Annotated in this window: 15 protein-coding genes and 1 pseudogene; 11 read left to right on the top strand and 5 right to left on the bottom strand. The window is 62.8% G+C overall.

The features are described 5' to 3' along the window. The 4 genes and pseudogenes from AC1RMD_RS29555 to AC1RMD_RS29540 all read left to right on the top strand — a co-directional run. Positions 1-309: hypothetical protein (locus AC1RMD_RS29555; protein WP_492932150.1), on the top strand; the 309-nt coding region annotated here is incomplete at its 5' end. Further along, positions 290-1,339, top strand: a pseudogene (locus tag AC1RMD_RS29550) (acyltransferase family protein); the annotation flags it as partial. The gene AC1RMD_RS29555 and the pseudogene AC1RMD_RS29550, both read left to right, overlap by 20 nt. 75 nt (positions 1,340-1,414) lie before the next feature. Beyond that, the gene (locus AC1RMD_RS29545) at positions 1,415-2,260 is read left to right on the top strand and encodes an SGNH hydrolase domain-containing protein (RefSeq protein WP_492932154.1); all 846 of its coding nucleotides are present in this window, start codon (positions 1,415-1,417) and stop codon (positions 2,258-2,260) included. Between the two features lie 291 nt (positions 2,261-2,551). Further along, positions 2,552-6,463, top strand: coding sequence for a sensor histidine kinase (locus AC1RMD_RS29540; protein ID WP_492932149.1), 3,912 nt, complete (start codon positions 2,552-2,554; stop codon positions 6,461-6,463). A gap of 10 nt (positions 6,464-6,473) precedes the next feature. Here AC1RMD_RS29540 and AC1RMD_RS29535 read toward each other — a convergent pair whose 3' ends face one another. The 5 genes from AC1RMD_RS29535 to AC1RMD_RS29515 all read right to left on the bottom strand — a co-directional run bounded on the left by AC1RMD_RS29535 (position 6,474) and on the right by AC1RMD_RS29515 (position 11,154). After that, complete coding sequence (locus AC1RMD_RS29535) at positions 6,474-6,815, bottom strand: DUF1840 domain-containing protein (RefSeq protein ID WP_492932147.1); 342 nt, start codon at positions 6,813-6,815, stop codon at positions 6,474-6,476. 173 nt (positions 6,816-6,988) lie between these two features. Beyond that, positions 6,989-7,495 (bottom strand): hypothetical protein, encoded by a 507-nt coding sequence (locus tag AC1RMD_RS29530; RefSeq protein WP_492932145.1) that lies wholly within the window; start codon positions 7,493-7,495, stop codon positions 6,989-6,991. Next, a complete protein-coding gene (locus AC1RMD_RS29525; protein ID WP_492932143.1) occupies positions 7,495-9,201 on the bottom strand; it encodes a M1 family metallopeptidase in 1,707 nt (568 codons plus the stop codon). The genes AC1RMD_RS29530 and AC1RMD_RS29525 overlap by 1 nt, the downstream gene beginning before the upstream one ends. Before the next feature lie 103 nt (positions 9,202-9,304). Then, positions 9,305-10,816, bottom strand: coding sequence for a YifB family Mg chelatase-like AAA ATPase (locus tag AC1RMD_RS29520; protein ID WP_492932141.1), 1,512 nt, complete (start codon positions 10,814-10,816; stop codon positions 9,305-9,307). A 98-nt stretch (positions 10,817-10,914) separates the two neighbouring features. Further along, positions 10,915-11,154 (bottom strand): accessory factor UbiK family protein, encoded by a 240-nt coding sequence (locus tag AC1RMD_RS29515; protein WP_008444917.1) that lies wholly within the window; start codon positions 11,152-11,154, stop codon positions 10,915-10,917. 278 nt (positions 11,155-11,432) lie between these two features. Between AC1RMD_RS29515 and AC1RMD_RS29510 the strand changes: the two genes are divergently transcribed. The 7 genes from AC1RMD_RS29510 to AC1RMD_RS29480 all read left to right on the top strand — a co-directional run bounded on the left by AC1RMD_RS29510 (position 11,433) and on the right by AC1RMD_RS29480 (position 17,420). Beyond that, positions 11,433-12,197, top strand: coding sequence for a TorF family putative porin (locus AC1RMD_RS29510; RefSeq protein ID WP_492932139.1), 765 nt, complete (start codon positions 11,433-11,435; stop codon positions 12,195-12,197). 11 nt (positions 12,198-12,208) lie between these two features. Continuing rightward, the gene (locus AC1RMD_RS29505; protein ID WP_008444920.1) at positions 12,209-12,547 is read left to right on the top strand and encodes a P-II family nitrogen regulator; all 339 of its coding nucleotides are present in this window, start codon (positions 12,209-12,211) and stop codon (positions 12,545-12,547) included. An 11-nt stretch (positions 12,548-12,558) separates the two neighbouring features. After that, positions 12,559-14,115 carry an ammonium transporter gene (locus AC1RMD_RS29500; protein WP_492932136.1) on the top strand — a complete coding sequence of 519 codons (1,557 nt, stop codon included), beginning with the start codon at positions 12,559-12,561 and terminating at the stop codon, positions 14,113-14,115. A gap of 182 nt (positions 14,116-14,297) precedes the next feature. Beyond that, the gene (gene gshA / locus AC1RMD_RS29495) at positions 14,298-15,599 is read left to right on the top strand and encodes a glutamate--cysteine ligase (RefSeq protein WP_492932134.1); all 1,302 of its coding nucleotides are present in this window, start codon (positions 14,298-14,300) and stop codon (positions 15,597-15,599) included. An 86-nt stretch (positions 15,600-15,685) separates the two neighbouring features. Continuing rightward, entirely contained in the window at positions 15,686-16,633 is a 948-nt protein-coding gene (gshB, locus tag AC1RMD_RS29490; protein ID WP_492932132.1) for a glutathione synthase, read from the top strand. Positions 16,634-16,692: 59 nt separating this feature from the next. Further along, positions 16,693-17,100 carry a PTS sugar transporter subunit IIA gene (locus AC1RMD_RS29485; protein ID WP_492932130.1) on the top strand — a complete coding sequence of 136 codons (408 nt, stop codon included), beginning with the start codon at positions 16,693-16,695 and terminating at the stop codon, positions 17,098-17,100. Positions 17,101-17,150: 50 nt separating this feature from the next. After that, complete coding sequence (locus tag AC1RMD_RS29480) at positions 17,151-17,420, top strand: HPr family phosphocarrier protein (RefSeq protein WP_008444930.1); 270 nt, start codon at positions 17,151-17,153, stop codon at positions 17,418-17,420. Positions 17,421-17,434 lie beyond the last annotated feature (14 nt).

The following is a 17,434-nucleotide window of genomic DNA, read 5'->3' as shown; positions in this document are numbered from 1 at the left end:
AGGACCGTGAAACAACTCTGCGCCGATGATAGTGCTGCAACCAGTGTGAAAGTAGGTTATCGTCAGGCTAGTTATATTAAAAAAGCCCCTTCCAATGATTTGGTCGGGGCTTTTTTTCGTTCCGCATTTAATCAAGTGCAAGCCAGGCCGGATCAAACTAATTTTGCCGGATCAACTTTCGATCGCAGGGGTAATGGTTTAGAATTGCGCGGCGCAACATGCCGATGCGCCTGGCATGTCAATCAATTCACCTTTTTAAATATGAGCGGCGCCGCGATCGCGTCTTTTTATGCATATATCCCCAAGTGATTCCAATCCTGCGGCTCACCAGGCGGCCCTTGCCGACCATCCTGGCTATCGGCGCGATATCGACGGCTTGCGCGCACTGGCAGTGTTGTCGGTGCTGGCTTTCCATGCCTTTCCCGAATGGCTACGGGGCGGCTTCGTCGGCGTCGATATCTTCTTCATCATTTCCGGTTTCTTGATATCGTCGATTATCTTGGCCGGCGTCGAGCAAGGCAGCTTTAGCTTCGCTACTTTCTATGCCCGCCGCATCAAGCGCATCTTTCCAGCATTGCTGGTCGTGCTTCTTGCGTGCTATGCCTTCGGCTGGTTTGCGCTGTTTCCCGATGAATTCAAACAATTGGGCAAGCATATCGTCGCCGGCGCCGGTTTCGTCTCCAATATCGTGCTTTGGAACGAAGTCGGCTACTTCGATACCGCGTCCGAAACCAAGCCCTTATTGCACCTTTGGTCGCTGGGGATAGAAGAGCAGTTCTACATTCTGTGGCCGGTACTGTTGGTACTGTTCGGGCGTCGCATCAGCGTGCTGAAGATTATCTTGGGCCTGTGCTTGCTGTCGTTCCTGCTCAATGTCGGCGGAGTTCATAAATTTTCTTCCGCCACGTTCTACTCACCAGCCAGCCGTGCCTGGGAATTGTGGCTGGGCGCCATGCTTGCTTGCATGTCGCTGCAGGGCCGCGACATGCTGGGCAGCTTGCGCCGCCGCGCCGGCAGCGGCACCGACTCAGTCGTGTCCCTGATTGGCTTCGGGATGATACTGTTGGCGTTGACGCTGCTGACAAAAAAATCGGCTTTCCCAGGCTGGTGGGCACTGCTGCCTACATGTGGCGCGGTTCTTATTCTTGCCGCCGGACCGCAAGCCTGGTTCAACCGGGTCGTGCTGTCGAGCCGCCTGGCGGTATGGATCGGCCTGATCAGCTACCCGCTCTACCTGTGGCATTGGCCTTTGCTGTCGTATGCGCAGATCATCGAATCCGGTACGCCCGCGCCTGCCATTCGCGCCGCCGCCCTGCTTTTGGCTTTCGTGTTGGCATGGCTGACCTATCGGCTGATTGAAAAGCCGCTGCGTTTCGGCTTGAAATGGAACGGTAAGGTGGGCGCCTTGTCAGCCATGATGCTGCTGCTGGCCGTCGCCGGATCCTACACATCGATGCGCGACGGCTTGCCGCTTCGTGCAGCGATCATCGAGAGCGCCGCACATACGAAGGCGCTGATCACGGTCGAAGACAAGCCGAATGCCGCAGCCTGCAAGCAACGCTATGGTTTCGAAACGTTGTGGGAGTACTGTCAACTAGCCAAGATCGACCAGGCGCCCACGGTGATCTTGATCGGCGACAGCCATGCTTACCATCTGCTGGCAGGCCTGACCAAATATTACAGTGCGCAAGGCGAAAATCTGCTGTTGCTTGCAACGAATATACCGTTCGTGGGCTTTGCGACGGGCGACAAATATCAGGAAGCGACCCCGCGCATGCTTGAGATTGCGCTCAAGACCGAGAGCGCGCACACAGTCATCATTTCGACTATCGCCAAGCTGAACGACGGTGTCATGGTCGATGGCTTGCGCTTGACGCTGAAGCGCTTCCGTGAAGCGGGCAAGAATGTCATTCTGGCCTTCGACATTCCCAGGATTGATTTCGATCCGCGATCCTGCATCAAGCGGGCCGGAATCGCCAGCTCGCAAACCAGGAGTTCGTGCGAAATGCCGCGCGCCACCCACGAAACCGCTAACGCTGTGCACTTCGCGAACTTGAAGCAGGTCCTGAGCGAATTCCCAGGATTGCAAACCTTCGACCCGGTGCCGTATTTGTGTAGTCAGTCAAGTTGCCGCGCTATGCAAGATGGCAAATTGCTGTACCGCGACAATAATCACTTGACCTACGATGGCGACTTGATGATCGGTGCGCATTTTGCCGCCGAACAGCAGGCAAAGCTGGCGCAGGCAACGCCAAGATAGGGTTTGTCCCCCACCAAGGCGAAGCGGCCGGTGCAGGCGCTTCGTCTTGCGTACTACGCGTTCCGCGCCTGGCAAGGGCGGGGTGCAACGCGCCATCCCTAGCTGCGCGACGCCCTTGCCGTTCTGGAACGGGGGGCCGGCCGTACCTCAGCAAGCCGACGTTGACGGTACGCGACGGTCAGCATGAATATATCTTTACTGAGCTTTAGCCCTTGCCAAGCCCACCGCTGAATTGGTGGGGTTTTTTGACTTTGTGCATTAGAATGGCTTGCATCCAGGAGACGCAGCCCTATGCCAGGTTACGCAACCCGTTCCATCCTTTTATGTGGCTTGCTCTTGCTGGCGCTCGCACCTATTGCGCGCGCCGCGCCGCTCAGCCTGCGGTTCGAACACCTCGGCATCGAACAGGGACTGACCCAGGAATCCGTCACGGCGGTATTGCAGGACCGTCACGGCTACATGTGGCTGGGCACGCAGGCTGGCCTGAACCGCCACAACGGCTACCGCACCACCGCCTTCAAGAACGATCCGGCCAATCCCCACAGCCTGCTCGACAACTACATCCATGCGCTGTATGAAGACGGCAACGGCACCATCTGGATCGGCAGTAAAGGCGGACTGGACCGCTACGATCCCGCCACCCAGTCGTTTGTCCACCAGCTCCGCCGGAGCGGCAACCTGACGGTGTTGAGCATCGTCGGCGACGGCGCGCAGGGACTCTGGCTGTCCACCAGCGAAGGCTTGCAGCATCTCGACATCGCCAGCGGCCAGGTGCGGACGCTGCGCCACGCGGCCGCCGATGCCGACAGCCTGGGCGACGACCGCATCGGCCCGCTGGCGCGCGATTCGTTCGGCAACCTGTGGGTGGGCACGGCCGGCGGCCTGGAAATGTTGAAGGCCGGCGGCCACAAGTTCAAGCACTGGTCTGCGCGCGATGGCGCTGCGCCGTCCAGCCATATTCTGTCGCTGTCGATCGGCGCCGACGGCGTGCTGTGGGCCGGCACCATGCAGGGCTTGCAGGCATGGCGCCTGGCCGGCGATGGCGCCGAGCGCATGCCGCTGGCGGCGGCCGATGATTTGCACGAACTGCGCATCACGGCGCTGCTGCACGACAGCGACGGCGTGCTGTGGGCCGGCAGCTATAGCGACGGCTTGAAACGGCGCGATCCGGCCACGCGGCGGTTCTACACCTACCGCCACAACAGCCAGGACCGCCACGGCGTCGGCGACAACCAGATCAGCGCGCTGTACCAGGACCGCACCGGCACGCTGTGGGTGGGCAACTGGTACACCGGCCTGGACTGGGTGGACCTGACCAGCGGCGGCTTCGAGCGCTACACCGAATATCCCGGCGTGATGCCCAGCATCAGCAACAACAAGGTGCGGGTGATCACCGGCGCGGGGCCCAACAAGATCTGGCTGGGCACCGGCAATGGCCTGACCCTGCTCGATACCGCCAAGGGCGATACCGAGGTCTGGCATCATGACGAGCGCGATCCGGCCAGCTTGCCGGGCGACCAGATCCAGGCGCTCCAGACCGACCGCCGCGGCCGCCTGTGGGTCGGCAGCATCACCGGCCTGGCCTGGCGCGATGCGGCCGGCGGCCCGTTCACGCGGGTCGTGCTGGATGCCGATCCCGCGGCGGCGACGATACAACGCATCGTGGTCGATCGTGGCGGCGTCATCTGGGTGGCGTCGCGCGCCGGCTTGCACCGGGTTGATCCGCACACCAGCGCAGTCAGCACCTGGCGCCACGACGTCGCCGATCCGAACAGCCTGGGCGGCCGCATCTATTCGCTGATGGAGGACAGCCGCGGCGTGCTGTGGGTGGGCACGGAAAACGGCCTCGACCGTTTCGAGCGCGCCAGCGGCACCTTCCGTCACTATCGCCATGAGCCCGGCAAGGCGGACAGTCTCAGCCACAAACGCGTGCACTACACCTACGAAGACGACCAGGGCCGCCTGTGGATCGGCACGGCGGCCGGCTTGTGCCGCGCCGAGCCGGGCGTCGACGGCGCACTGCATTTCCGCTTTTATCCGACCAGCAGCGGCCGCGCGCCGGACCCGGTCGGCGCCATCCTCGGCGATGACCACGGCCGGCTGTGGATCAGCAGCACCTCCGGCCTGGCGATGCTCAATCCCGACACCGGCGTGTTCAAGGAATACACCTCGCGCGACGGCCTGATCGACGGCTCCTACTTCATCGGTTCCGGCTACAAGGCGGCCGACGGCACGCTGTTCTTTGGCGGCCTGTCCGGCGTGACCGCGTTCCAGCCGTCGCGCATCCACGACAACCCGCATGCGCCGCCGGTGTCGATCACCGATTTCTCGATTTTCAACCAGTCCATCCTGACCGGCCAGGCGCGCAGCGACGTGCTGGACAAGGGACCGATCTACGAAGCGAAGTCGCTCAGGCTGGGCTACCGCGACGCGGTCTTTTCGTTCGAGTTCGCCGGCCTGCACTACGCCGATCCGCAGCGCAACCGCTACGCCTACCAGCTGGAGGGCTTCGATCCGCAGTGGGTGACGGCCGACGCCGGCAAACGCTTCGCCGCCTACACCAATCTCGACGCCGGCCGCTACGTGTTCCGCGTCAAGGCCGCCAACAAGGACGGGGTCTGGAGCAGCGAGCCGGTGGCGATGGAAGTGATCATCGCGCCGCCGCTGTGGAAGACCTGGTGGTTCCGCCTTGCGCTGCTGTGCCTGGCCTTGGGCGGCGTCTACCTGCTGTTCCGCATCCGCATCCGCATGCTGGTGAACCAGAAGCATGCGCTGGAGGCGGAAGTGGGCAACCGCACGCGCGAGCTGGTGCAGCAGAAGGAATCGGTCGAGCGGCAAAAGCGCGAAGTGGAGCACCAGAAGGAAAGCGTGGAGCTGGCGCACCGGAATATCTCGCTGCTGTCCGATATCGGCCGCCGCATCACGGCCAACCTGGACAGCGAAGCCATCATGTCGATGCTGTACCAGCAGGTGCATGCGCTGATGGACGCCAGCGTGTTCGGCATCGGCATCTACCGGCCCAAGGAGGAGGTGATCGAGTATCCGTTCGCGATGGAGAAGGGCAAGCGCTACACGCCCTACACCCGCAGCATGCGCGAGCCCAACCAGCTGGCGGTGTGGTGCATCACGCACGCGCAGGAAGTATTCATCAACGACCTGGAGCATGAGTACCAGCGCTACATCGACCATCTGCAACTGGTCTCCGGCGCCGACGACATGGGCACGCTGGAAGACGGCTCGCTGCCGACCGAGCCGCGCTCGCTGATCTATGTGCCGATCTCGGTGGCCGGCCAGGTGCGCGGCGTGATCACGGTGCACAGCTACCGCGCCAACGCCTACCAGCGCATCGACCTCGACATGCTGACCACGCTGGCCTCCTACGTGGCGGTGGCGTTCGCCAACGCCGATTCCTACCGCCAACTGCAGGACACGCAGCAGCAATTGGTGGAGCGCGAGAAATTGGCGGCGCTGGGGGCGCTGGTGGCGGGTGTCGCGCACGAGCTGAACACGCCGATCGGCAACAGCCTGGTGATCGCCAGCACGCTGGAAGACAAGACGGCGGAGATCGACCTGCGGCAGGCGCAGAACACCTTGCGCCGCTCCGACCTGACCAGCTTCATCGAGGCGGCGCGCGAAGCGTCGCTGCTGCTGATGCGCAGCCTGCGCAACGCGGCGGAATTGGTGAACAGTTTCAAGCAGGTGGCGGTGGACCAGGCCAGCGCCAAGCGGCGTCGTTTCAATCTGCACCAGGCCAGCCAGGAAATCGTGACGACGATGAAGAACCAGATCCGCAAGGCCGGCCATCAGGTGGAGCTGGAAATGCCGGACGATATACAGATGGACAGCTTCCCTGGTCCGTATGGCCAGGTCATCATCAACCTGATCAACAACGCGCTGCTGCATGCGTTCGAGGGACGCAGCGGCGGCGTCATCAAGCTGTGGGCGGTGCGGCTGGGGCCGGACCAGGTGCGCATCGTGTTCCAGGATGACGGCAAGGGCATCCAGCTGGAACACCAGGCGCGCATCTTCGATCCCTTCTTCACCACCAAGCTGGGGCAGGGCGGCAACGGCTTGGGGCTGAGCATCACCTACAACATCGTCACCTCGCTGCTGGACGGCACCATCCGGGTCGACAGCGCGCTCGACGTGGGTACGCGGTTTACGCTGGACTTGCCGCTCAACGCTACGCTGTTGGGCGACTAATTAGCGGGGCTCAGATGCCCCAGATGATGCTCTCGTTTTCCTGCTTGGCAGAGCGCAGCATTTCCAGCAGCGGGAAGGCGCGGGCGGCAAAACCGACCCGTTGCATCACCGCGTGTTCCATCGATTCGCCGTCTTCCTTTTCATGGGTGTGGGCGTCGTGCTCGACGTCGGTTTCCGGATGTAATTTACTCGCAGCAACTTCCCCTTCGAGCAGGGACAGCGCCTGGGCCGCTTCCTCCGCCGTGATCACGCCGCGCGTAGGATTCTTGTGCAGCAAGTCCAAGATGCGTTGGGCATGTTCCTGGTACATCAGGACTTCCGGACTGGACTTCGATTTGAAGGAAATTAACATGGCGTGCTTTCTTAATCTTGTAGTTGGAACGATAGCACGGTGCACCGTTTCTTGCTGTAGCGGTCACCGTATTCCAGACATCAGGCCTGAAGGTCACTATACAAGAGGCAAGTCGATCTGTATGAGCGCTAGCGCACATCGGATTAAGCATTTTCTAAGCCTGCGCCAGCGTCTCAGTTCAGTTTGAAGGAGCTGAGATAGGTTTCGACGTGGTCCTGCACGATATGCTTGTCGCGGCCCATGACGATGACCTGGTAAATCCGCTTGTCCCTGGCGACGAAGTGGCCGATCAGGCGCATCGCCTCGCCGTTCTTGCTGCCCTTGGCTTCGACATCGAGCGTGGCCTGTTTGCCGTCGCCGGATGATTTGGCGCTGGTGACGGTGGCGCCGATATTGTTGACCAGCGCGGTCTTCATGGCCTCGATCGCGGCCGCGCCCTGGGCCGCGTCCGGCAGCTGCGCGCTGCCGACCGCGAAGATGACGCCGTCCACTTCGGCCGCCGTCATGGTCATGTTCACCGACAGGGTATCGAGCTGGATGTTGCGGGTCTGGCTGGCCGGCTTGCCGGGGAACAGCACGGCGTAGGGCGCGTCCGTGCTGCGGTAGTCGCGCCAATCGTATTGCGGGCTGCAGGCCGACAGGGCGGCCGCCAGCAGCAGCGCCAGGGAGATTTTTTTCATCAGGATTTGGCTTTCTTTTTACGTTGTTCTTCCTGGCGTTTCCAGTCGTCGATATGGACTTGCTGGCGCAGCACGCGGGAGTTGGGATCGATGGTGTAAAGCGCTTGCGGCGGCAGCGTCAGTTCGCCCTTGCCGTCAGCCATGGCCAGTGTTTCGATGCGGCCGTTGACGCGCACTTCGAGCGGCATCGGGAAGGCGCCGCCGTCCTTCAGCAACCAGCTCAGCTTGAGCTGCTTGCCGCTGCGCTCCTCGACCAGCTCAGGCAGCGCCGCGTGGTACAGGTAGGCGTCGAAGAACCAGCCCAGGTCGCGGCCGCTGGCCTGGTTGGCGATGGCGATGAATTCGGTGGTGCTGCTGTAGCGCGGCGTGAAGCTGCCCGGCTTGGGTGTCTCGGTGCCGTAGACCATGCGGCGCGTGGCGCGGAAGAAGGCGTCGTCGCCGATCAGCTTGCGCAGCGTGTGCAGGATCAGCGAGCCCTTGGTGTAGATATCGTTGCCGGGGCCGCCCCGTTTGTCGTCGTAGACGTCTTCGATGCGCTTCGACTTGCCGCTGACCACGGGCACCTTGTTGAGCAGCGATTTGCGCTGGGTGAACAGCTCGGCCTGGAATTCCCTGTCGCCGCGCAGGTGCTCCAGGTACAGCGGCTGCATATAGCTGCCGAAGCCTTCGTGCAGCCACATATCGTCCCAGTCGGCGTTGGTCATCTGGTTGCCGAACCATTCGTGCGATAGCTCGTGGTGCAGCAGCCAGTCGTAGCCCAACGGCGACTTGGCGTAGCCGTTGCCGTAGGCGTTGATGGTCTGGTGCTCCATGCCCAGGTGCGGGGTTTCGACCACGCCCATTTTCTCGTCGCCGAAAGGATAGGGGCCGATGCGCGCTTCAAAGAAATCCAGCATCGGTGCGAACTCGGCGAACAGGCCCTGGGCCTGCTTGTCGTGGCCCTTCAGATACCACATGCGTAGCGGGACCTTGTTGCCGTAGCGGCTGTCGTATTCGCCGGACAGCAGCTCGTAAGGCCCAATGTTGAGGGCGACGCCGTAGGTGCTGGGGTTCTGCGCGCGCCAGTGGTAGGTGCGCCAGCCGTCCTTCTCGTCCATGCCGAGCGCGACGCCGTTGCCGGCCACCACCAGCGGCGACGGCACGCTGATGTGCAGGTCGATCAGTTTCGGCTTGCCTTGCGGATGGTCGATGCACGGCCAGAACAGGTCGCAGCCCTCGCCTTCGACGGTGGTGGAAATCCACGGCTGGCCGTCTTCGGTTTTGCTCCACATAAAGGCGCCGTCCCACGGCGCGCGCGAGGCCACGTGCGGCACGCCGTGGTAGCGGATGCGCACGGTGGTGCGGGCGCCGGCGGCGAGCGGCGCCGGCAGCGTCAGGTAGAGGCGGCCGTCCGGGTTGTTGATCGCCGACGGCGCCAGCTGCACGCCGTCCACGCTGGCGTAATCGATCGGCAGGTTGCGGTCCAGCTCGACCGCGATGCGGGTCAGCGGCGCGCTGGCCAGGAAGGTCAGCGCGGCGTCGCCGCTGATGCTGCGGGTGGCGGGATCGACGCGCAGCGCCAGGTCGGCCTGCTCGAACGTGACGGCCAGTTGTTCCGGCGCGCGCGGGTTGCCGGAGTTGGCGGTGAAGTCGGTCAGCGGCAGCTGGCTGGTGGCGCAACCGGCCAGCAAGGCGCTGGCGGCAAGGTAGAGGGGCAGGCGTGTCATCGAATTCCCGGCAGGTTGTGTGGCATCGAGCAATATAGCAGCACGGCCAACAAAGAGGTGATGCTTAGCGCCGGGATCGGCAGAATTTAGCACGGTCGCGTTATCAGCGGTCGCGCAACGCCCGCCGGTACTGGACCGCTTCGCGGACATGCGGTTCAAGGATGCGTTCGCTGCCGGCCAGGTCGGCGATGGTGCGGGCCACGCGCAGGATGCGGTGGTAGGCGCGGCCGGACCACTGGAAGTGTTCCATGCTCTGTTTCAGGCTGGCCTTGCCGGGGCGGTCGAGTTTGCAGTATTGGTCGATCTCGCGCGTGCTCAGGTATTGGTTGCGCTTGCCCTGGCGTTGCAGTTGGCGGTTGGTGGCCGCCTGCACGCGGGCGGCGATCACGCGTGACGGTTCGCCATTGGCGTCCGCCGCTAGGATGTCGGGATCGACCGCGGCCACTTCCGTCTGGATGTCGATGCGGTCCAGCAGAGGACCGGAAATGCGGCCCTGGTAGCGCTGGATGATGTCCGGCGAACAGCGGCAGATGCCGCTGATGTGGCCGTCGTAGCCGCAAGGGCAGGGATTCATCGCGGCGATCAGCTGGAAGTGCGCTGGGAAGTCGGCCTGCCGGGCGGCGCGCGAAATGGTGATGCGGCCCGACTCCAACGGCTCGCGCAACACATCCAGTACGCTGCGCGCGAACTCGGGCAATTCATCCAGAAACAGCACGCCCCTATGCGCCAGCGAAATCTCGCCCGGCCTCGGCACGCTGCCGCCGCCAACCAGCGCCACGCCGGATGAAGTGTGATGCGGCGAGCGGAACGGACGGCGCTTCCATTGCTCGATGCGGAAGGCGCCCGTCAGCGATTGCACGGCGGCCGCTTCCAACGCTTCCTCGTCCGCCATCTCCGGCAGCAGGCCGGGGAAGCGCACCGCCAGCATGGTCTTGCCCGCGCCTGGCGGACCGACCAGCAAAACCGAATGATTGCCCGCCGCCGCCACCTCCAGCGCCCGCTTGGCGAACACCTGTCCCTTGACGTCGGCAAAGTCGGGATACTCCAGCGGCGCCACCAGCGGCGCCGAGTCGTGGCGCGACAGCATGGACTCGACCGACCTGGCCGCGAAATGGCTGCACACCTGCAGCAGCGATTGCGCCGGGTAGATGGCGGCGTTGCCGACCAGCGCCGCCTCGTCGGCATTGGCCAGCGGCAGGATGAAGGCCAGGGTGCCGCCGTCGCGGCGCGTGGCCAGCGACATCGCCAGCGCGCCGCGTATCGGCCGCAACTCGCCGGACAGCGACAGCTCGCCGGCAAACTCGTATTGATGCAGGCGGGACGAGGGGATCTGTTTGGAGGCCGCCAGGATGCCCAGCGCGATCGGCAAATCGAAGCGCCCGGATTCCTTGGGGAGATCGGCCGGCGCCAGGTTGACGGTGATGCGTTGCGCGGGGAATTCGAAGCCGCCGTTCTGGATGGCGGCGCGGACGCGGTCCTTGGCTTCCTTGACCTCGGTGTCGGCCAGGCCGACGATGGTGAAGGCCGGCAAGCCGTTGGCCAGATGCACTTCGACGCTGACCTCCTGCGCCTCCATGCCCGCCAGGGCGCGGCTTTTGAGTACGGCTAGGCTCATGGGTTAGCGGACGACCAGTGGGGAGACCAGCCGCCAGCGTAGCCCAGGCCCGCTGTGGTGCTTTGCGCTAGCCCAAACGGGCGCGGCGCGGACCTGCTTTATTGACCGGCTTTGGCTTCCAGTTCCGCCAGGCGCGCTTCCAGCGCTTCCAGCTTGGCGCGGGTCTTGGCCAGAACTTGCGCCTGCACATCAAATTCCTCGCGCGTCACCAGGTCCAGCTTGGCAAAACCCTGGGTCATCATCGACTTCACATTCTTCTCGATGTCCTTTGCTGGTGAGTTTTCGATGGCTTGATTGATCTTGCTTTGCAAGTCGTTAAAAAAAGTGTTCATATCCATAATATTCCTTGATCTCGCCAGCAATGCACTGCACCATTGCAGTGCACTCCAGCCTTAATGTGGTGCGAAAATCGGCAAAATCACCGCCGCACCCATCCCATTCTCACATTCTTTCAAATGCGGTCCCGTTGCCTTGGTTGATACGGCGGCTATCACCACGACAACATTAGCTGGCACGCATTCTGCTACAGAAGCTATGAAAGCATTCACCGCTTCGCTACACACAGGATTTTAAACCGCAACTGCTAAATAAGTTCAACTACACAAGGAAAACAACGATGAAAAGCTTGAGCAAGAACTTCACCCTGGTCGCAGCGTTGACTTTAGCATTCGCCTCCATGAGCGCCGGCGTGGCGCGCGCCGCAGACGCGGCACCCGCGGCGGAAGCGAAACCGGACAATGAAGTCAGCTTCAACGCGGCCATTGTCAGCGACTACCGCTATCGCGGCGTATCGCAAACCCGTCTGAAACCTGCACTGCAGGGCGGCGCCGACTACATCAACAATCCTACCGGCCTGTACGCCGGCACCTGGCTGTCCACCATCAAGTGGACCAAGGACGCCGGCGGCGACGGCGATGTCGAATGGGATCTGTACGCAGGCAAACGCGGCGAGATCGTCAAGGATGTGAGCTATGACGTCGGCGGCCTGTACTACTTCTACCCGTCGAATGGCCTGCACCCTAGCGCCAACACCTTCGAATTGTACGGCCAGATCGGCTACGGCCCGGTCACGCTGAAATACTCGCAATCGACGACCAACCTGTTCGGCTTTGCCGACAGCAAGAACAGCGGCTACCTCGACGCCTCCGGCAACTTCGAGCTGGCCGACGGCTATGTGCTGAACGCGCACGCCGGCCACCAGAACGTCAAGCACAACGGCGCCTCCAGCTACACCGACTACAAGCTGGGCGTGACCAAGGATTTCGGCGTCGTGACGGTGGCATTGGCGGCGATCTATGCCGACACGAAAGCCTACGTCGGACCGAATGGGAAGAACCTGGCCAAAACCGGGGCTGTCCTGACCATTTCCAAAACCTTTTAAGCGAGGCCAGCATGAAAATGATTACCGCCATTATCAAGCCGTTCAAGCTCGACGAGGTCCGCGAGGCCCTGTCGGCGATCAACGTGCAAGGCATCACCGTCACCGAGGTCAAAGGCTTCGGTCGCCAGAAAGGCCACACCGAGCTGTACCGTGGCGCGGAATACGTGGTGGACTTCCTGCCCAAGACCAAGATCGAAGCGGCGGTGGACGATTCCATCGTCGAGCAAGCGATCGAAGCGATCGAAGGCGCTGCCCGCACCGGCAAAATCGGCGACGGCAAAATCTTCGTGTACAACCTGGAACAAGTCATACGCATTCGTACCGGCGAAACCGGCAACGAAGCTCTTTAAGGGGAAGCTTGATGAAGAAAACTATAACAACGTTGCTCGCTGGGGTATCCATCCTGTTCGCGCTGTCGGCGCCGGTGCACGCCGAGGATGCCAAACCGGCTGCTTCGGCCCCGGTCGCCTCCGCTGTCGCAGCGGCCGCCCCGGCGCCTGAAGCGGCCCCGGTGGCCGCCGCGCCAGCCGCTGCACCAGCCGCCGTAGCGCCGGCGGAAGCCGCCCCGGCCGCCCCGGCCGCCGCCCCCGTCCCGAATAAAGGCGACACCGCCTGGATGATGGTCTCGACCATCCTGGTCATCATGATGTCGATTCCCGGCCTGGCGCTGTTCTACGGCGGTCTGGTCCGTTCCAAGAACATGCTGTCCATCCTGCTGCAAGTGTTCACCATCTTCGCGCTGATCATCGTGCTGTGGTGCGTGTACGGCTACTCGCTGGCCTTCACCGAAGGCAACGCCTTCATCGGCAAGTTCGACCGCCTGTTCCTGAACGGTATCTGGGATCCGGCCAAGGCCACCTTCTCCACCGCCGCCACCTTCAGCAAAGGCGTGGTCATCCCGGAGTTCGTGTACGTGGTGTTCCAGGCGACCTTCGCCGCCATCACCTGCGGCCTGATCGTCGGTTCCTTCGCCGAGCGCGCCAAGTTCACCGCGGTGCTGGCCTTCGTCGTGCTGTGGTTCACCTTCGCCTACCTGCCAGTGGCCCACATGGTCTGGTTCTGGACCGGTCCTGACGCGATCAAGGATGCCGCGACGCTGGTGACCGAAACCGCCAAGGCCGGCTTCCTGTGGCAAAAAGGCGCGCTGGACTTCGCCGGCGGCACCGTGGTGCACATCAACGCCGCCGTTGCCGGCCTGGTGGGTGCCTACATGATGGGCAAACGCGTCGGCTACGGCCGCGAATCCATGGCGCCGCACTCGCTGACCATGACCATGATCGGCGCTTCGCTGCTGTGGGTCGGCTGGTTCGGTTTCAATGCCGGTTCGGCACTGGAAGCGGGCGACGTCGCCGCGCTGGCCTTCGTCAACACGCTGCTGGCCACCGCCGCCGCCACCATGTCCTGGTTGCTGGGCGAGTGGATCGTCAAAGGCAAGCCGTCGATGCTCGGTGCCGCTTCGGGCGCCGTCGCCGGCCTGGTGGCCATCACCCCGGCTTGCGGCTACGTCGGTCCGATGGGCGCGCTGATCATGGGCCTGCTGGCCGGTGTCATCTGCCTGTGGGGCGTGAACGGCCTGAAACGCCTGCTGGGCGCGGACGACTCGCTGGACGTGTTCGGCGTGCACGGCGTCGGCGGTATCCTGGGCGCGCTGCTGACCGGCGTGTTCGCTTCGCCATCGCTGGGCGGCCAGGGCATCTTCGACTACGTCACCAACAAGATGTCGGCCGATCCATACTCGATCGTCACCCAGGTCACCGCCCAGGCGACCGCGATCGGCACCACGGTCATCTGGTCGGCCGTGGTGTCGCTGATCGCCTACAAGCTGGTCGACATCGTCATCGGTCTGCGCGTGCCGGAAGAAGAGGAGCGCGAAGGCCTGGACATCACCAGCCATGGCGAGTCGGCCTACCATGCATAATTGCTAATGTTGTGTGGACCCGCCACGGCGGGCCCATCGAGAAGCGCCTCCAAAAGAGGCGCTTTTTTTATTTCCCGCCTTTAAAATAGGGTTTTCGCCCCGATTTGGGGTATCTGCACGGTAATATCTGATGTTCTGCGTGCCTGGAGGGTCGTCCTCCCGCATCATTTAAGGAAGTAATCATGGTTCCCCATCTTGTCACGGCCCTGACCGGACCGCTGCTCGACCTCGAAGAAAAGATCCTGGCCGCAACGCCAGCCATTGAGCGCTGGTTCCGCCTGGAGTGGCAGGAGCACACGCCGCCGTTCTATTGCTCGGTCGATATGCGCAATGCCGGCTACAAGCTGGCGCCGGTCGACACCAATCTGTTCCCCGGCGGCTTCAACCATCTGGCCACGGAAATGCTGCCGCTGTCGGTGCAGGCCGCCATGGCCGCGATCGACAAGTACTGCCCGGACGCCCGCAACCTGTTGCTGATCCCGGAAGTGACCCAACGCCATCCGACCTACTGGCAGAACGTCGCCCGGCTGATGCAGATCTTCCGCCAGACCGGCCTGCACGTGCGACTGGGCTCGCTGTCGCCGGAGATCACCCAGCCGACCCCGCTGGCCCTGCCGGATGGCAACATGCTGGTGGTCGAGCCGCTGGTGCGCTCGGCCAACGGCCGCCGCGTGGGGCTGAAGGATTTCGATCCCTGCACGATCTTGCTGAACAACGACCTGTCGGCCGGCATTCCTGAGATCTTGCAGAACATCCACGAGCAAAGCCTGCTGCCGCCGCTGCACGCCGGCTGGGCGGTACGCCGCAAGAGCAACCACATGAACGCCTACGACGAGGTGGTCAAGAAGTTCGGCAAGCTGATCGGCGTCGATCCGTGGATGCTCAACCCGTTCCACGCCAAGTGCGACGCCGTCAATTTCCGCACCGGCGAGGGCTACGACTGCCTGGCCGCGAATATCGACGCGCTGCTGTCCAAGATCAAGAAGAAGTACAAGGAATACGGCATCAAGGACCAGAAGCCGTTCGTGATCGTCAAGCCGGACGCCGGAACCTACGGCACCAGCATCCTGACGATCAAGGATTCCGGTGAAATCAAGGACTTGAGCCAGGCCCAGCGCGACAAGATGATCGTCATCAAGGATGGCAGGGAAGTGACCGACTTCATCATCCAGGAAGGCGTGCCGACCTTCGAGAGCATCAAGGACGCGGTGGCCGAGCCGGTGGTCTACATGATCGACCGCTACGTGGTGGGCGGTTTCTACCGCGTGCACGCGGAAAAGGGCATCGACCAGAACCTCAACGCGCCCGGTTCGCAGTACGTGCCGCTGGCGTTCGCCCAGCAGCACGCGGTGCCGGATTTGAAGGCCAAGCCGGGCACGGCGGCGCCGAACCGCTTCTACGTCTACGGCGTGGTGGCGCGGCTGGCCTTGCTGGCGGCGTCGCTGGAAATGGAACGCACCGATCCCAACCCCGAAGTCTACTAAGCCCCAAGGGAGCGGACTGGTCCGCTCCCCCGGTGCGTCAGGCGAATCTCGGCTAAAATCAGGCATTACCCAGAATGGATGCGCCCATGAAAATAGCTTTCCTCGCCGATCCCTTGGCCGGTTTCAAAACCTACAAGGATTCGACCTACGCCATGATGGTGGAAGCGGCCAAGCGCGGCCACACCGTCTACGCCTTCGAGCAAAAAGACATGGCGCTGGACAGCGGCGTGGTCTACGCCAACGCCGCCGCGATCAGCATCACCGGCGACAGCCACGACTGGTACCGCGCGGCGCCCGCCCACGAAACCAATCTGGGCGAGTTCGACGCCATCATCCAGCGCAAGGATCCGCCGTTCGACATGGAGTACATCTACGGCACCTACCTGCTGGAGCTGGCCGAAAAGCAGGGCGCCAAGGTGTTCAACAAGCCTTCCGCGATCCGCGACCACAATGAAAAGCTGGCCATCGCCCAGTTCAACCAGTTCACCTCGCCGACCCTGGTGACGGCCGACGAAGCGCGCATCCGCGCCTTCCACAAGCACCACTGCGACATCATCCTCAAGCCGCTGGACGGCATGGGCGGCGCCGGCGTGTTCCGCGTGGCGGCCGACGGCATGAACCTGGGCGCCATCATCGAAACGCTGACCGACAACGGTGCCCGCACCATCATGGTGCAGCGCTATATTCCCGAGATCGTCAAGGGCGACAAGCGCATCCTGGTGATCGCCGGCAAGCCGGTGCCGTTCGCGCTGGCGCGCATCCCGCAGAACGGCGAAGTGCGCGGCAACCTGGCGGCCGGCGGCATCGGCGTGGCTCAGCCGCTGACCGAGCGCGATTATGAAATTGCCAACACCCTGGGCCCGATACTGGCCGCCCGTGGCCTCTTGCTGGTAGGATTAGATGTTATTGGCGATTGCCTGACGGAAGTAAACGTCACCAGCCCAACCTGCTTCCAGGAAATCACCCAGCAAACGGGCTTCCAGGTGGCGGCGCTGTTCGTCGACGCCGTCGAAGCGGCCGCGCAGGGCAAATAACTCACACACACACGCGCGGACGTTAAAAAAACGTCCGCGCTTACTGGCGGTTTAAGAATATGGTTGGCATACTGCTTATGACGCACGCACCACTGGGACAGGCCTTCATTGCCGCCTGCGCCCATGTGTTCCGTGGTCCCACCGAGCGGCTGGAGGCGATCGACGTGATCGCCGACCAGGACCTCGGCGAAGTCCAGGTACTGGCGGCGGCGGCGATCAAGCGTCTCGACGACGGCGACGGGGTGCTGGTCATCACCGACGTCAAAGGCGGCACGCCCGCCAACTGTTGTAACCGCCTGGCGGACGCCGGCCGGGTGGAGGTGATCGCGGGCATCAGTTTGCCGATGCTGCTGCGCGCCATCACCTACCGCCGCGACGCGCTGGACGTGGTGGTGGAAATGGCCCTGGCCGGCGCGCAGAGTGGGGCAGTGCGCGTCGATAACCGAATCCGGGTCGGGCAATCCTGACTCCGGAATTATTTTTTGCAGTGCGCATTTCTGATTGAGACAAAAGAAAAATGATTCAACAAGAACTTGAGATTATCAACAAGCTTGGTTTGCATGCGCGTGCCTCCGCCAAATTCACCCAACTGGCAGCAAAATTTCAAAGCGACGTCTGGCTGACCCGCAACGCGCGCCGCATCAACGCCAAGTCCATCATGGGCGTGATGATGCTGGCCGCCGGCAAGGGCGCCAAGGTCACGCTGGAAGCCGACGGCGCCGATGAGGGCGATTGCATCGCCGCGCTGACGGCGCTGGTCAACGACAAGTTCGGCGAAGGCGAGTAATGCCCGCGGAACGC

The sequence above is a fragment of the Duganella sp. GW822-FHT06D06 genome (genome assembly GCF_058799615.1).
The sequence above is the reverse complement of the archived record's forward strand: the minus strand, read 5'-3'. Positions and strand labels throughout refer to the sequence as shown.

Bases quoted from the DNA above. Each gene is read 5' to 3' on its own strand.
- AC1RMD_RS29530 (WP_492932145.1), bottom strand. From the start codon at position 7,495: ATGAAAAAAATCTCCCTGGCGCTGCTGCTGGCGGCCGCCCTGTCGGCC.
- AC1RMD_RS29515 (WP_008444917.1), bottom strand. From the start codon at position 11,154: ATGGATATGAACACTTTTTTTAACGACTTGCAAAGCAAGATCAATCAA.
- AC1RMD_RS29500 (WP_492932136.1), top strand. From the start codon at position 12,559: ATGAAGAAAACTATAACAACGTTGCTCGCTGGGGTATCCATCCTGTTC.
- AC1RMD_RS29545 (WP_492932154.1), top strand. From the start codon at position 1,415: ATGATGCTGCTGCTGGCCGTCGCCGGATCCTACACATCGATGCGCGAC.
- AC1RMD_RS29510 (WP_492932139.1), top strand. From the start codon at position 11,433: ATGAAAAGCTTGAGCAAGAACTTCACCCTGGTCGCAGCGTTGACTTTA.
- AC1RMD_RS29535 (WP_492932147.1), bottom strand. From the start codon at position 6,815: ATGTTAATTTCCTTCAAATCGAAGTCCAGTCCGGAAGTCCTGATGTAC.
- AC1RMD_RS29480 (WP_008444930.1), top strand. From the start codon at position 17,151: ATGATTCAACAAGAACTTGAGATTATCAACAAGCTTGGTTTGCATGCG.
- AC1RMD_RS29540 (WP_492932149.1), top strand. From the start codon at position 2,552: ATGCCAGGTTACGCAACCCGTTCCATCCTTTTATGTGGCTTGCTCTTG.
- AC1RMD_RS29485 (WP_492932130.1), top strand. From the start codon at position 16,693: ATGGTTGGCATACTGCTTATGACGCACGCACCACTGGGACAGGCCTTC.
- gshA (WP_492932134.1), top strand. From the start codon at position 14,298: ATGGTTCCCCATCTTGTCACGGCCCTGACCGGACCGCTGCTCGACCTC.
- AC1RMD_RS29505 (WP_008444920.1), top strand. From the start codon at position 12,209: ATGAAAATGATTACCGCCATTATCAAGCCGTTCAAGCTCGACGAGGTC.
- gshB (WP_492932132.1), top strand. From the start codon at position 15,686: ATGAAAATAGCTTTCCTCGCCGATCCCTTGGCCGGTTTCAAAACCTAC.
- AC1RMD_RS29525 (WP_492932143.1), bottom strand. From the start codon at position 9,201: ATGACACGCCTGCCCCTCTACCTTGCCGCCAGCGCCTTGCTGGCCGGT.
- AC1RMD_RS29520 (WP_492932141.1), bottom strand. From the start codon at position 10,816: ATGAGCCTAGCCGTACTCAAAAGCCGCGCCCTGGCGGGCATGGAGGCG.